11 protein-coding genes are annotated in these 12,906 nt (G+C 71.0%); 7 read left to right on the top strand and 4 right to left on the bottom strand.

From position 1 onward, the window contains the following. Positions 1 to 17: 17 nt before the first annotated feature. Positions 18 to 1,082, top strand: a complete 1,065-nt coding sequence (locus COGEMETH_RS13160; RefSeq protein WP_373875360.1) for an efflux RND transporter periplasmic adaptor subunit — start codon at positions 18 to 20, stop codon at positions 1,080 to 1,082. Positions 1,083 to 1,104: 22 nt separating this feature from the next. Beyond that, positions 1,105 to 4,161, top strand: a complete 3,057-nt coding sequence (locus tag COGEMETH_RS13155; RefSeq protein WP_283214992.1) for an efflux RND transporter permease subunit — start codon at positions 1,105 to 1,107, stop codon at positions 4,159 to 4,161. A gap of 52 nt (positions 4,162 to 4,213) precedes the next feature. Here COGEMETH_RS13155 and COGEMETH_RS13150 read toward each other — a convergent pair whose 3' ends face one another. Continuing rightward, positions 4,214 to 4,558, bottom strand: a complete 345-nt coding sequence (locus COGEMETH_RS13150) for a winged helix-turn-helix domain-containing protein (RefSeq protein ID WP_238183095.1) — start codon at positions 4,556 to 4,558, stop codon at positions 4,214 to 4,216. Between the two features lie 234 nt (positions 4,559 to 4,792). On the opposite strand from COGEMETH_RS13150, the gene COGEMETH_RS13145 reads away from it, so the two are divergent. The 5 genes from COGEMETH_RS13145 to COGEMETH_RS13125 all read left to right on the top strand — a co-directional run bounded on the left by COGEMETH_RS13145 (position 4,793) and on the right by COGEMETH_RS13125 (position 9,662). After that, positions 4,793 to 7,216: an MASE4 domain-containing protein gene (locus COGEMETH_RS13145; protein WP_238183094.1), complete on the top strand. Its 2,424-nt coding sequence runs from the start codon at positions 4,793 to 4,795 to the stop codon at positions 7,214 to 7,216. Between the two features lie 89 nt (positions 7,217 to 7,305). Beyond that, positions 7,306 to 7,596, top strand: a complete 291-nt coding sequence (locus COGEMETH_RS13140; protein WP_238183093.1) for a ribbon-helix-helix domain-containing protein — start codon at positions 7,306 to 7,308, stop codon at positions 7,594 to 7,596. Next, positions 7,583 to 7,912, top strand: a complete 330-nt coding sequence (locus tag COGEMETH_RS13135; protein ID WP_238183092.1) for a type II toxin-antitoxin system RelE/ParE family toxin — start codon at positions 7,583 to 7,585, stop codon at positions 7,910 to 7,912. The genes COGEMETH_RS13140 and COGEMETH_RS13135 overlap by 14 nt, the downstream gene beginning before the upstream one ends. Before the next feature lie 20 nt (positions 7,913 to 7,932). Continuing rightward, positions 7,933 to 9,132 (top strand): MFS transporter, encoded by a 1,200-nt coding sequence (locus COGEMETH_RS13130; protein ID WP_238183091.1) that lies wholly within the window; start codon positions 7,933 to 7,935, stop codon positions 9,130 to 9,132. 317 nt (positions 9,133 to 9,449) lie between these two features. Continuing rightward, positions 9,450 to 9,662: a CsbD family protein gene (locus COGEMETH_RS13125; protein ID WP_238183090.1), complete on the top strand. Its 213-nt coding sequence runs from the start codon at positions 9,450 to 9,452 to the stop codon at positions 9,660 to 9,662. A gap of 202 nt (positions 9,663 to 9,864) precedes the next feature. Here the strand turns inward: COGEMETH_RS13125 and COGEMETH_RS13120 are convergent, their stop codons facing one another. The 3 genes from COGEMETH_RS13120 to COGEMETH_RS13110 all read right to left on the bottom strand — a co-directional run. Further along, a complete protein-coding gene (locus tag COGEMETH_RS13120) occupies positions 9,865 to 10,854 on the bottom strand; it encodes a branched-chain amino acid ABC transporter permease (RefSeq protein ID WP_238183089.1) in 990 nt (329 codons plus the stop codon). Between the two features lie 36 nt (positions 10,855 to 10,890). Beyond that, complete coding sequence (locus COGEMETH_RS13115; RefSeq protein WP_238183088.1) at positions 10,891 to 11,778, bottom strand: branched-chain amino acid ABC transporter permease; 888 nt, start codon at positions 11,776 to 11,778, stop codon at positions 10,891 to 10,893. Between the two features lie 133 nt (positions 11,779 to 11,911). Further along, a partial coding sequence (locus COGEMETH_RS13110) for an ABC transporter substrate-binding protein (protein WP_238183087.1) occupies positions 11,912 to 12,906 on the bottom strand: 995 nt, incomplete at its 5' end.

The raw sequence follows: 12,906 nt of genomic DNA, 5'->3' as shown, positions 1-12,906 counted from the left end.
CCGCAAAGGGGGGAGGGATAGGTCTCGCCCTCCCCGCGATCGTCCTCGCCCTGTCGGCCTGCAAGCCGGCCGAGGAGGCCAAGGCGCCGCCGATCCGGCCGGTGCTCTACACGGTGGCCAAGCCCGTCGACACGGTGCGCTTCGGGCCCTTCGCCGGCACGGTCGAGCCGCGCTACCAGTCGCAGCTCGGCTTCCAGATCGGCGGGCGCGTGGTCGCCCGCGACGTGACTGTGGGCGACATCGTCAAGAAGGGCCAGCGCCTGGCCGCCCTCGATCCGGTGGTGCCGCGCTTCGCCCTGACGCGGGCGGAAGCGGACGTGGCCGACGCCCGCGCCCAGTCCGAGAACGCCGCCGCCACCGATGCGCGCACCCGCCGCCTGATGGAGGGCGGCAACGTCACCCAGGCCCAGATGGACGGCGCCACCGCCAACCGCGACACCGCGCAGGCCCGCCTCGCCCAGGCCCAGGCGAGCCTGCAGAAGGCCCGCGACCAGATCGGCTACACCGAGCTGAAGGCGGATTTCGACGGGGTGGTGACGCAGCGCAGTGCCGAGGTCGGGCAGGACCTCTCCGCCGGCCAGGCCGTGGTCACCGTGGCCCGGCCCGAGGTGCGCGAGGCCGTGGTCGACATCCCCGAGGACCTGATCGGCGCGATGCCCAAGGACGGCCGCTTCACCGTGGCCCTCCAGAGCGCCCCGGAGGTGACGGCGACGGGCACCGTGCGCGAGACCGCGCCGTTCGCCGACGCCAGCACCCGCACCCGCCGCATCCGCATGACCCTCCAGGACCCGCCCCCGGCCTTCCGGCTCGGGGCGACCATCACCGTGTCGCTGGCCCGCAAGGTCGAGCCGCGGGTCATCCTGCCGGAGACCGCCCTGCTCTCGGCCGACGGGCACGACGCGGTCTGGGTGGTGGACGCGGCCGGCACCCGCGTCAGCCGCCGCGCGGTCCGCGTGGCCGAGCGCCGCTCCGAGCACGTCGCCCTGGCCGAGGGCCTGGCGGCCGGCGACCGCGTGGTCGTGGCCGGCGTCAACTCCCTGAGCGAGGGCCAGACCGTCCGGCTCTCCGACGAACCCCTCTAGACCTTCGCGCCGGATCGCCTTCGTGAAAAACTTCAACGCCTCGGAATGGGCGCTGTCCCACCGGTCCTTCGTCTGGTTCCTGATGGCGATCTGCCTGGTCGCCGGGACGCTGGCCTATCGCGGCCTCGGGCGCGAGGAGGACCCGCCCTTCGCCATCAAGACCATGGTGGTGCAGGCGAGCTGGCCCGGCGCCACCATCGGCGACACCCTGGAGCAGGTCACGGACCGGATCGAGAAGGAGCTCCAGCAGGTCTCCACCCTCGACTACGTCAAGAGCTACACCACGCCGGGGCAGGCCACCGTCTTCGTCAACCTGCGCGACACCACCAAGGCCAGCGAGATCCAGCCCTCGTTCTACCAGGTGCGGAAGCGCCTGGGCGACATCCAGAACACCTTCCCGCAGGGGATGCAGGGGCCGTTCTTCAACGACGAGTTCGGCGACGTCTACGGCAACGTCTACGGCTTCACCGCCGACGGCCTGACCCACCGGCAGCTGCGCGACTACGTCGAGGGCGTGCGCACCGAGATCCTGAAGGTGCCCAACATCGGCAAGACCCTGCTGCTGGGCACGCAGAAGGAGACGATCTTCCTCGACTTCTCCACCCGCAAGCTCGCCGGCTACGGCATCGACATCCAGTCGCTGATCAAGACCCTCCAGAGCCAGAACGCGATCTCGCCCTCGGGCGTGGTCCAGGCCGGGCCGGAGCGGGTCTCGGTGCGGGTGAGCGGCCAGTTCTCCTCCGAGACCTCCCTGGAGACGGTCAACCTGCGCGTCAACGACCGCTTCTTCCGCCTCTCGGACGTGGCCGAGATCAGCCGCGGCTACGAGGACCCGCCGGCCGCCCAGTTCCGCGTGGACGGCAAGCCGGCGATCGGGCTGGCCGTGGCCATGCGGCCCAACGCCAACCTCCTGCATTTCGGCGAGGACCTGAAGGCGCGGATGCGCCTGATCGAGGCCAAGCTCCCCATCGGGGTCGGCATCCACCTCGTCTCGGACCAGCCCAGGATCGTCGAGGAGGCGGTGGGCGGCTTCACCCAGGCGCTGGTCGAGGCGGTGGTGATCGTGCTCGGCGTCAGCTTCCTCAGCCTCGGCTTCCGGGCCGGGCTCGTGGTCTCGATCTCGATCCCGCTGGTGCTCGCCATCGTCTTCGTGGTGATGCAGGTGATGGGCGTCACCCTCCAGCGCATCTCGCTCGGCGCCCTGATCATCGCCCTCGGGCTGCTCGTGGACGACGCCATGATCACCGTCGAGATGATGGTGGCGCGCCTCGAACTCGGCGATTCCTTGAAGAAGGCGGCGACCTTCGCCTACACCTCCACCGCCTTCCCGATGCTCACCGGCACCCTGGTGACGGTGGCGGGCTTCCTGCCCATCGGCTTCAACGGCTCGTCGGCGGGCGAGTACACCTATTCCCTGTTCGTGGTGATCGCCGCCGCGCTGCTGGTCTCCTGGGTGGTGGCGGTGCTGTTCGCGCCGCTGGTCGGCGTCACCCTCCTGCCCAAGACCATGAAGAGGCACGACCACGGCCCCGGCCGGGCGGCCCGCGCCTTCCTCACGGTGCTGGAGGTGGCCATGCGCTTCCGCTGGGTCACGGTGGCTGCCTGCGTCGTCCTGATGGGGATCGCGGTCGCCGGCATGGCGAAGGTGCAGCAGCAGTTCTTCCCGGCCTCCGACCGCACCGAGATCCTGGTCGACCTGACCCTGCCGCAGAACGCCACCATCGGCGAGACGCGGGCGCAGATGGACCGCTTCGAGGCCCGCCTGAAGGGCGACCCCGACATCGAGCGCTGGTCCTCCTACGTCGGCCAGGGCGCCGTGCGCTTCTACCTGCCCCTGGACCAGCAGCTCGCCAACGCCTTCTTCGGCCAGGTCGTCATCGTGACGAAGTCGCTGGAGGCCCGCGACCGCCTGTTCCCCAAGCTGGAGGCGTTCGGCAAGCGGGAGTTCGTGGGCACGGACGTGTTCGTGAACCCCCTCTCGCTCGGCCCCCCGGTCGGTCGCCCGGTCCAGTACCGCCTCAGCGGCCCCGACCTCCAGGTCGTGCGCGCCAAGGCCCTGGAGCTGGCCGGCATCGTCGCCACGGACCCGCACGTGGCCGTGCCGACCCTGGACTGGAACGAGCCCGGCAAGGTGCTGCGCGTCGAGATCCTCCAGGACAAGGCGCGCCAGCTCGGCGTCACCAGCCAGGACATCGCCGGCATCCTCAACGGCGTCGTCGGCGGCTCGGCGATCACGCAGGTGCGGGACTCGATCTACCTCGTGAACGTCGTGGGCCGGGCGCGCGCCGCCGAGCGGACCTCCCTCGACACCCTCCAGAGCCTCCAGGTGTCGCTGGCCAACGGCGCCGTGGTGCCGCTGCTCGCCTTCGCCAAGATCGGCTACGACCTGGAGCAGCCGATCGTCTGGCGCCGCGACCGGGTGGCGACGCTGACGGTGCGGGCGGCCATCACCGACGCGACGCAGCCGCCCACCATCGTGGCGGCCCTGAAGCCCGGCATCGACGCCTTCGCGGCAGCCCTCCCCGAGGGCTACACGCTCGCCACCGGCGGCGCGGTCGAGGAGGCGGCCAAGGGCCAGGGCCCGATCGCGGCCGTGGTGCCGGTGATGCTGCTCGCCATGGCGCTGCTGCTGATGGTCCAGCTCCAGAGCGTGCAGAAGCTGTTCCTGGTCTTCGCGGTGGCCCCCCTCGGGCTGATCGGCGTGGTGCCGGCGCTGCTCCTGTTCGACAAGCCGATGGGCTTCGTGGCGATCCTCGGCATCCTGGCCCTGATCGGCATCATCATCCGCAACGCCGTGATCCTGGTGAGCCAGATCGAGGAATGCGAGGCCGAGGGGATGGGGCCGTGGGACGCCGTGCTGGAGGCCACCCGCCACCGCATGCGGCCGATCCTGCTGACGGCGGCCGCCGCCAGCCTCGGCCTGATCCCGATCGCGCGGGAGGTGTTCTGGGGGCCGATGGCCTACGCCATGATCGGCGGCATCATTGCTGCCACCTTCCTGACCCTGCTGTTCCTGCCGGCCCTCTACGTCGGCTGGTACCGGATAGGGCCACCGGCCCGGGAGGTCGCCGCGGCCTGATCCGCGGGTGCGGGCTCGCCCGCAGGCGGGCCGACCCTTCGGACATCCGGTCTCAGTCCCGCTTCGCCTCCTCCGGCGCGAGGCGGGCGAGGAAGGGCGCGGCTGCCGTCCCGGCGGCCCGCTCGATCGCCCGGTAATGCGCCACCAGATCGGCGCCGAAGGCCGAGAGGGTCGCCCCGCCCCCCGCCTTGCCGCCGATCTGCGCCTCGACCACGGGCCGGCCGAAGCCGGTGTTCATCGCCTCCACCAGCATCCAGGCCCGGCGATAGGACATGCCGAGGACGCGCCCGGCCGCCGAGATCGAGCCGTGTTGGGCGATCGTCTCCAGAAGCTGCACCTTGCCGGGGCCGATCCGGTTGTCCGGCCCGAGGTCGATGCGGATGCTCAGCCGTGCCATCGTCGTCCTCGGTGCGGAAAGCCGCGTGCGCCCGCGCCGGGCCTTTTGGCCGCCCCGGACGCCCCTCGCAACCACCGTCCGATTTCGGACCGAAGCCCAAAAACCCTTTGGGGAGGGGATGCGGGGATGGAATTGCTCCCGGTTGTCGTCTCGGCATCATAGGCGCCCGCAACGGGCGGTGGTACGCAAGACGAATCATGTGATCGCGGCCGCCCCGCAGGGTCCGGAGCTACCATGCCCGACACCGCATCCGCGCCGACGCTCCCGACGCTGGCGACCGCGCCCGCGACCCGCCGGCAACGGCTCTTCGCCCTCGGGCTCTGCGCCCTGTTATCCGCGATCACGTTGCTGCTGCTCCCGGTCGTCGGTCAGCCGGTTCCGTCGATGCCGGGCTTCGTCCCGAGCTACCAGGCGGTGCTCGTCACGGTCTACGCCGTCACCTCGTACCTGTTCCTGGCGCAGTACCGGCGGACCCGGTCCGTTCCCCTCCTCGTCCTGGGGATGGGCAGCCTCTACACCACCCTGATCGTCGCGGTGCAGATGCTGTCCTTCCCGAACCTGTTCGGGACGGGACGCATCCTCGGCAGCGGCCCCGACACCACCACGTGGCTCTGGACCTTCTGGCATCTCGGGCCGCCGCTCTTCGCCCTGCCCTACGCGATCATGGAGGGGGACGGCCGGGCCCGGCACGTGGCGCCGGGGCGGGTCGCCGGCGTGGAGCGGGCCGCGATCCTGGCGACCTGCGCCGTCGTCGGCGTCATCGCCTGGGTGGTCGCGCGCCACGTCGACCTTTTGCCGAAATCCGTCGCGGGCGACGATTACTGGCTGCTCACGACCTCCGGAATTGGCCCGGCCGTGGTCGCCCTGACCATGCTCGCCCTCGTCACCCTGTGCTGGACCACGCGCCTGCGCAGCGTGCTCCAGCTCTGGCTCGCGGTCTCCCTGTTTCTGCTGATCCTGGACAACGCCGTCACCCTGCCCGGCGCGGCACGCGGCACGGTGGGGTGGTTGGCCGGCCGGATGGAGGCCCTGCTCGCGGGCATCGTCCTGCTCTGCGTCTACCTGCGCGAGGTCGACCTCCTCTACGGCCGGGCCGAGCGCACGGCCGAGGAGCGCGAGCGCCAGCGCCTCGACCTCCAGCGCGCCCGCGACCACCTGGCGCTCGCCCTCGACGCCGCCGACATGGGCGATTGGGAACTCGACCTTACCGCCGACACCACGCGCCGCACCCTGCGCCACGACCGGATCTTCGGCTACGACGCCCTCCAGCCCCGCTGGGGCCGGGCGGAACTCCTGGCCCACGTGCTCCCCGACGACCGCCCCGCCGTCGAGGCCGCCTTCGCCAGGGCGCTGTCGGACGGGCATTTCGAGGTCGAATGCCGCATCGCCCGCGCCGGCGACGGGGAGGTCCGCTGGGTCGCCATCCGCGGGCGGGCCGACCGCGACGCCTCGGGCAGCCCGTCGAGCATCGCCGGGATCGTGACGGACACCACCGAGCGGCGCACCACCCAGGAGCGCCTGACGCAGGCCCAGAAGATGGAGGCCATCGGCCAGCTGACCGGCGGCGTCGCCCACGATTTCAACAACCTGCTCACCGTCATCGTCGGCAACCTCGACATGATCGTGCGGCGGCCCGCCGACGCGCAGCGGGTGGAGCGCCTCGCCACCTCCGCGATGCTGGCCGCGCGCCGCGGGGCGGAGGTGACGGAGAAGCTGCTGGCCTTCTCGCGGCGCCAGGTCCTGCGGGCCGAGACCGTGAACCCGAACCGCCTGCTCCAGGACTTCCGGCCCCTGCTCCAGCGCGCGGTCGGCGAGACCATCGCGGTCGCGTTCGACCTCGATGCGGGGCTCGACCCGGTCCGGCTCGATCCGGGCCAGTTCGAGAGCGCGGTCCTCAACCTCGCGGTCAACGCCCGCGACGCGATGCCGGAGGGCGGCCGCCTCACGGTCCGGACCGGCAACGCCGTGCTGACGGAGGCCGAGAGCGGGAGCGTGCCGGACGTCGAGCCCGGCGCCTACGTGGTGGTCTCGGTCTCCGATACCGGCTCGGGCATGGAGGCGGGGACGCTCGCCCGCGCCTTCGAGCCGTTCTTCACCACCAAGGACGTGGGCAAGGGCACCGGCCTCGGCCTCAGCCAGGTCTACGGCTTCGCCAAGCAGGGCGGCGGCTCCGCCCGGATCGCGAGCGTGCCGGGGCAGGGCAGCACCATCACCCTCTACCTGCCCCGCTCGGCCGAGCGGCCGGCGGAGGTGCGCAGCGAGGGCAGCCTCCCCTTGCGCCGCGCCGCCGCGGGCGAGGTCATCCTCGTGGTCGAGGACGAGCCCGCCGTGCGGGAGATGGCCGTCGAGAGCCTGAGCGAACTCGGCTACGCGACGCTCACCGCGAGCCACGCCGCGGCCGCGCTCGATCGCCTCAAGGGCCCGGACCGCATCGACATCCTGTTCTCGGACGTGGTGATGCCGGGGGGCATGAACGGGGTCCAGCTCTCGGTCGAGGCGCGCCGCCTGCGGCCGGGCCTGCGCGTGCTGCTGACCTCGGGCTACACCAACGCGGCGCTCGGCGAGCAGGGCGTGCCGCCCGACCTCCCGCTCCTGAACAAGCCGTACCTGCGCGAGGACCTGGCCGACAAGCTGCGCCTGGTGATGGGACGCCGCTGACCGTTCGTCCCGTGCCGCCCCCGAGATCGGATACGCCGAGTCGGATTTTATGCTACCGCCATGCGCGTCGAGGGCCGAGACGGGCGACCATGGGAACGGCCGAGAAGATCAGCATCACCATGACCTCCGACCAGCTTCGCGCGGTGCGCGAGAGCGTCGAGGCCGGCGAGTACGCCTCGACCAGCGAGGTCCTGCGCGATGCCGTGCGCCTCTGGCAGCGCCGGCGCCGGGAGGAGGCCGAGTCCCTGACCGTCATCCGCGCCCGCATCCGGCGGTCCCTGGACGATCCCCGGCCGGCCCTGAGCCCCGAACGGGTCAGGGCCCAGATCGAGGCGCTGCACGACGAGACCGTGAAGGCGCACGGGCATGAGGCGCCTTGAGGTCGCATTCAACGCCGAGGCCGCCGACGACCTCCGGCAGATCTATCTCTGGGTCTATGAGGCGAGTCGCGATCCGAACGTCGCCGCCCGCTTCCTCGACCGGCTGATCGGCCGATGCGAGCGCATCGGTGACGCCCCCCATGGCGGCCGGCCGCGCGACGACCTGGAGCCGGGGTTGCGCACGGGGCCGTTCGAGAGCGCGGCCGTGATCGCCTATCGCGTCGCGGAGGACCGGGTGCGGATCACCGACGTGTTCTACGGTGGCCGGGACTACGAGGCCCTGTATCGTGGGCTGCCGTCCGAGGACGAGACATAAAAGCATCGGCTTCCGCGCGCATGACAGCCCCCTCCGAGCCCGCCCCCTCGTCGATCCCGCGCCTGATCGCGGTCCTGTCGGTGGCGGGCTTTGCCAGCACCTTCGCCGGGCGGTCCGTCGAGCCCCTGGTCGGCGTGCTGTCACGCGACCTCGGCAGCGACGCCCACACCGTGGCCCTGCTCTCCACCGCCTTCGCCCTGCCCTACGCCCTGATCCAGCCGATCCTCGGCCCCGTGGGCGACGCGCTCGGCAAGGAGCGGGTCGTCACCGTCTGCCTCGGGGTGCTGGCCCTGGCGCTGGTCGGCTGCACCCTGGCCCCCGACATCGGACTCCTGTTCGGCCTGCGCATCCTGGCGGGGGCGGCGGCCGGCGGCGTCATCCCCCTGGCGCTGGCGCTGATGGGCGACCGGGTCCCCTTCGCGGTGCGGCAGGTGGCGATCAGCCGCTTCCTCGTCGCGGTGATCCTCGGCCAGCTCTCCGGCTCGACCTTCGCCGGGCTGATCGAGGGGCAGGTCGGCTGGCGCGGCGTCTTCGCCATCACCGCGCTGGTCGGCCTCCTGGGCTGCGCCGCCGCCCTGTTCGGCTTCGAGCGCATCGGCGGCGCCCCGCCCCGCCGCCCGGAATTCCGGCAGGCGCTGGCCCGCTACCGGACGATCCTGGCCAACCCCCGCGCGCGGGTGCTGTTTACGGCCGTCTTCGTCGAGGCCATCGCGATCTTCGGCGTATTCCCCTACCTCGCGCCGCTGCTGGAGGCGCGCGGGCAAGGCGGCCCGCGGGAGGCCGGGCTGGTGCTGGCGGGGTTCGCCGCCGGCGGCCTGATCTACTCGTTCCTCGTCGGCCTGCTTCTGCGCTTCCTCGGCATGACGCGGATGCTGGTCGCAGGCGGCGCGATCTGCGCCGGCGCGCTGCTGGTCGTGGGCCTGGCCGGGCGTTGGCAGGTCGATTGCGCCGCCCTGCTGGCCCTCGGCCTCGGCTTCTACATGCTTCACAACACCTTCCAGGTGCAGGTGACGGAGGTGGCGCCCGGTGCCCGCGCCTCGGCGGTGGCGCTGCACGCCTTCTCCTATTTCTGCGGCCAGGCACTCGGCGTCGCGATCCTGGGGGCGGCGATCCAGGGCCTGGGCCAGTTCGCGGCCCTGGCGGCGTGCGCGGCCATCATCCTCGCCACCGGCCTCGCCTCCGCCCACCTGCTCGCCCGGCCGGTCCCGCCGGGCGCCTGAGCCGGCGATGCCTCGTGCCCCCCTCCTCCCTGCGGAGAGGGACTGGGGATGGGGGCGGGAGGGACCGCCGAGCCGCGTCCGGCACCACCCCGACCAGTGACCCCTGCCCGCAAGGGGGGAACCGCCCGTCGCGTCTCGCGCGAAGTCTTGGACGCGGCCCCAAGAAAATTTGAACGGCGGTGCCGGGCTCGGACCTGCCGGCATCGGGGAACATCTGCCGTGCCGCCCCGTTTCGGTCTGCCACGCGGAAGTGGTCACGCTTTCGCACCCGACACCGCGGCGCCGGTTCGCGCCGACCCCGTCACGAGGAGAGTCCCATGAGCAGCACCACCGACAAGATCAAGGGTCTGGCCAACGAGGCCGTCGGCAACGTCAAGCAGGGCGTCGGCAACGCCACCGGCAACGACAAGCTCGTGGCCGAGGGCAAGGCCCAGGAACTGAAGGGCGAGGCCCAGAAGACCGTGGGCGACGCCAAGGACGGGGTGAAGAACGTGGCTCAGAGCGCCGCGGACGCTGTGAAGAAGATCTGACGCCTGCAGGCGGCGAGCCCGGCCCGCCGCTGATCGCGCCGATTCCGACCGTCTGTCGGGATCGGCGTTTGCACGAGGCCGGGTCGCCGCGGTGCGCTGGTATCGATGCGTCCCTCCTACCGGGGGGCGCAACGTCCGGGAGAGCCGACGCGGCTCGCCCCGATCCGGTCGGATAGCCTGCCGGATCGGGCGGCGCCCGGGATCACAGGGGCTTCTTCAGCATCCGCGCCACCAGCCCGACGATGCCCTCGCGGAACAGCAGCACGCAGAGCACGAAGACGCAGCCCTGGATGATCGTCACCCAGGCGCCGAACTGGGCCAGATACGTCTCCATGGTGACGATCACCAGGGCGCCGACGATGGGGCCGAACACCGTGCCCATGCCGCCGACCAGGGTCATCAGCACCACCTCCCCCGACATCGACCAGTGCACGTCGGTCAGCGAGGCCAGCTGGAACACCAGCGCCTTGGTGGAGCCGGCGAGCCCCGCGAGCGTCGCCGAGAGCACGAACACGGCGAGCTTGTACTGGTTGACCCGGTAGCCGAGCGAGATCGCGCGGGGCTCGTTGTCGCGGATCGCCTTGAGCACCTGCCCGAAGGGCGAGTGGATGATGCGGTAGATCAGCAGCATGCCGGCCACGAAGATCACGGCGACGAGCGCGTAGAGGGCCCGGTCGTCCTCCAGGCCGACCAGCCCGAACAGGCGCCCGCGGGGTACCGCCTGGATGCCGTCCTCGCCGCCGGTGAACTTGGCCTGGAGCGAGAAGAAGAACGCCATCTGGGCGAGCGCCAGGGTGATCATCGAGAAGTAGATGCCCTGCCGCCGGATCGCCAGGGAGCCGAAGAGCAGCCCGAGCAGCGCCCCGGTCAGGGTGCCGCAGAGGATGGCCACCTCCGGGTTCAGGCCCCAGACCTTGGCGGAATAGGCCGAGACGTAGCTCGCCATGCCGAAATAGGCGGCGTGCCCGAAGGAGAGCAGGCCGCCGTAGCCGAGCAGCAGGTTGAAGGCCAGCGCGAACAGCCCGAAGCACAGCACCTTCATCAGGAAGACGGGGTAGAGCACGAAGGGCGCGAGCACGAGGACGACGACGATGCCGAGGAAGACCTTGCGGTGGAGCGCACGGTCGTCCCGGCTCACCGGCAGGGCGGCGGCGATCGGGGTGGCATCCGTGATGGCGGCGGTGTCGGCCATGTCAGGCGAGCCTCGTGGGGAGCGGCGGGGCGGGCATCAGGCGGCGCGCCCGAACAGGCCGGCGGGCTTCACCAGCAGCACCAGCACCATGATGACGAAGATCACGGTGGCCGAGGCTTCCGGGTAGAACACCTTGGTCAGGCCCTCGACCAGACCGAGGGCGAAGCCCGTGATCACCGAGCCGAGGATCGAGCCCATGCCGCCGATCACGACGACGGCGAAGACCACGATGATGATGTCGGCGCCCATGTTGGGGTTGACCGAGTAGATCGGCGCGGCGAGCACGCCGGCAAAGCCCGCCAGGGCCACGCCGAAACCGTAGGTAAGGGTCAGGAACAGGGGCACGTTGACGCCGAAGGCCTGGACCAGGGTCGGGTTCTCGGTGGCCGCCCGCAGGTAGGAGCCGAGCTTGGTCTTCTCGATCACCAGCCAGGTGGCCAGGCACACGACGAGCGAGGCCACCACCACCCAGGCCCGGTAGTTGGGCAGGAACATGAAGGGCAGGCGCTGGCCGCCCGCGAGTTCGGCCGGGATCGCGTAGGGCAGGCCGGAGACGCCGTAATAGTTGCGGAACAGGCCCTGGATGATGAGCGCGATGCCGAAGGTCAGGAGCAGGCCGTAGAGGTGGTCGAGCTTGTACAGCCGGGCGATCAGCAGCTTCTCCAGCACCACCCCGAACACGCCGACCAGGAGCGGCGCCAGCCCGAGCGCCCACCAGTAGCCCAGCCCCAGGTAGTTCAGCAGCATCCAGGCGACGAAGGCGCCCATCATGTACAGCGCCCCGTGGGCGAAGTTGATGATGTTGAGGAGCCCGAAGATGATGGCGAGCCCCAGGCTGAGGATCGCGTAGAACGAGCCGTTGATCAGCCCCAGGAGGAGCTGGCCGAACAGGGCCTGCATCGGCACGCCGAAGATCGTGTTCATGGTCTCTCGCCGCGTCTCTCCTCCCCACTGCGGGGAGGAGTTGGAGGTGGGGGTGGTGCCGGATCGAGCGGGTCGGTGCCTCCTGGACCACCCCCACCCCTGACCCCTCCCCGCACGGGGGAGGGGAAAGCCGTCAGCCCTTGACCAGGGGGCAGCCGCCTTCGCTCATCGGGCGGAAGGCCTCGGCGCCGGGGATGGTGGCGAGCAGTTTGTAGAGATCCCACTCGCCCTTGGACTCGGCCGGCTTCTTGACCTCGAACAGGTACATGTCGTGGATCTTGCGCCCGTCCGCGCGGATCGTGCCCTTGCCGAAGAGGGGATCGTCGGTGGGGATCTCCTTCATCTTGGCCGTCACCTTGGCGCCGTCTGCGGCCGACTTCAGGGCCTCCACCGCCTTGAGGTAGTGCAGCGTGCCGGCATAGGTCCCGGCCTGGGCGGCGGTGGGCTTCTTGCCGCCGAAGAGCTTGGCGAAGCGCTCCGAGAAGGCGCGGGTGCCGTCGTTGAGGTCCCAGTAGAACGGCTCGGTCAGCACCAGACCCTGGGCGACCTTGGTGGTCAGCGAGTGGATGTCGGAGGAGAAGATCAGCAGGGCGGCCAGCGCCTGCCCGCCCTCGGTGATGCCGAACTCGGCCGCCTGCTTGACCGAGTTGATGGTGTCGCCGCCCGCGTTGGCCAGCCCGATCACCTTGGCACCCGAGCCTTGGGCCTGGAGCAGGAAGGAGGAGAAGTCGGCAGACGGGAACGGCGTCTTGACCGAGCCGACCACCTTGCCGCCGTTCTTGGTGATGACGGCGGTGGTGTCGCGCTGGAGCGCCTGCCCGAAGGTGTAGTCGGCGGTGATGAAGAACCAGGTGTCGCCGCCGCGCTTGACCATGGCGCCGCCGGTGCCGTTGGCGAGCGCCACGGTGTCGTAGGTCCAGTGCACGGTGTTGGGGGTGCACTGCGAACCCGTCAGGTCGGCGGTACCGGCGCCGGTGTTGATGTGCAGCTTGTTCTTCTCCCGGCTGATCTGGCTGATCGCCAGGCCCAGCGAGGAGGTGACGCCGTCGATGATCATGTCGACGCCGTCCCGGTCGTACCATTGCCGGGAGATGGCCGAGCCGATGTCGGGCTTGTTCTGGTGGTCGG

It is taken from the genome of Methylobacterium trifolii, assembly GCF_022179685.1.
In the GTDB taxonomy this organism is placed as follows: Bacteria; Pseudomonadota; Alphaproteobacteria; order Rhizobiales; family Beijerinckiaceae; genus Methylobacterium; species Methylobacterium trifolii.
The sequence above is the reverse complement of the archived record's forward strand: the minus strand, read 5'-3'. Positions and strand labels throughout refer to the sequence as shown.

Coding starts and splice junctions, on each gene's coding strand:
- COGEMETH_RS13135 (WP_238183092.1), top strand. CDS start 7,583: ATGAGGCGCCTTGAGGTCGCATTCAACGCCGAGGCCGCCGACGACCTC.
- COGEMETH_RS13125 (WP_238183090.1), top strand. CDS start 9,450: ATGAGCAGCACCACCGACAAGATCAAGGGTCTGGCCAACGAGGCCGTC.
- COGEMETH_RS13130 (WP_238183091.1), top strand. CDS start 7,933: ATGACAGCCCCCTCCGAGCCCGCCCCCTCGTCGATCCCGCGCCTGATC.
- COGEMETH_RS13140 (WP_238183093.1), top strand. CDS start 7,306: ATGGGAACGGCCGAGAAGATCAGCATCACCATGACCTCCGACCAGCTT.
- COGEMETH_RS13115 (WP_238183088.1), bottom strand. CDS start 11,778: ATGAACACGATCTTCGGCGTGCCGATGCAGGCCCTGTTCGGCCAGCTC.
- COGEMETH_RS13150 (WP_238183095.1), bottom strand. CDS start 4,558: ATGGCACGGCTGAGCATCCGCATCGACCTCGGGCCGGACAACCGGATC.
- COGEMETH_RS13120 (WP_238183089.1), bottom strand. CDS start 10,854: ATGGCCGACACCGCCGCCATCACGGATGCCACCCCGATCGCCGCCGCC.
- COGEMETH_RS13145 (WP_238183094.1), top strand. CDS start 4,793: ATGCCCGACACCGCATCCGCGCCGACGCTCCCGACGCTGGCGACCGCG.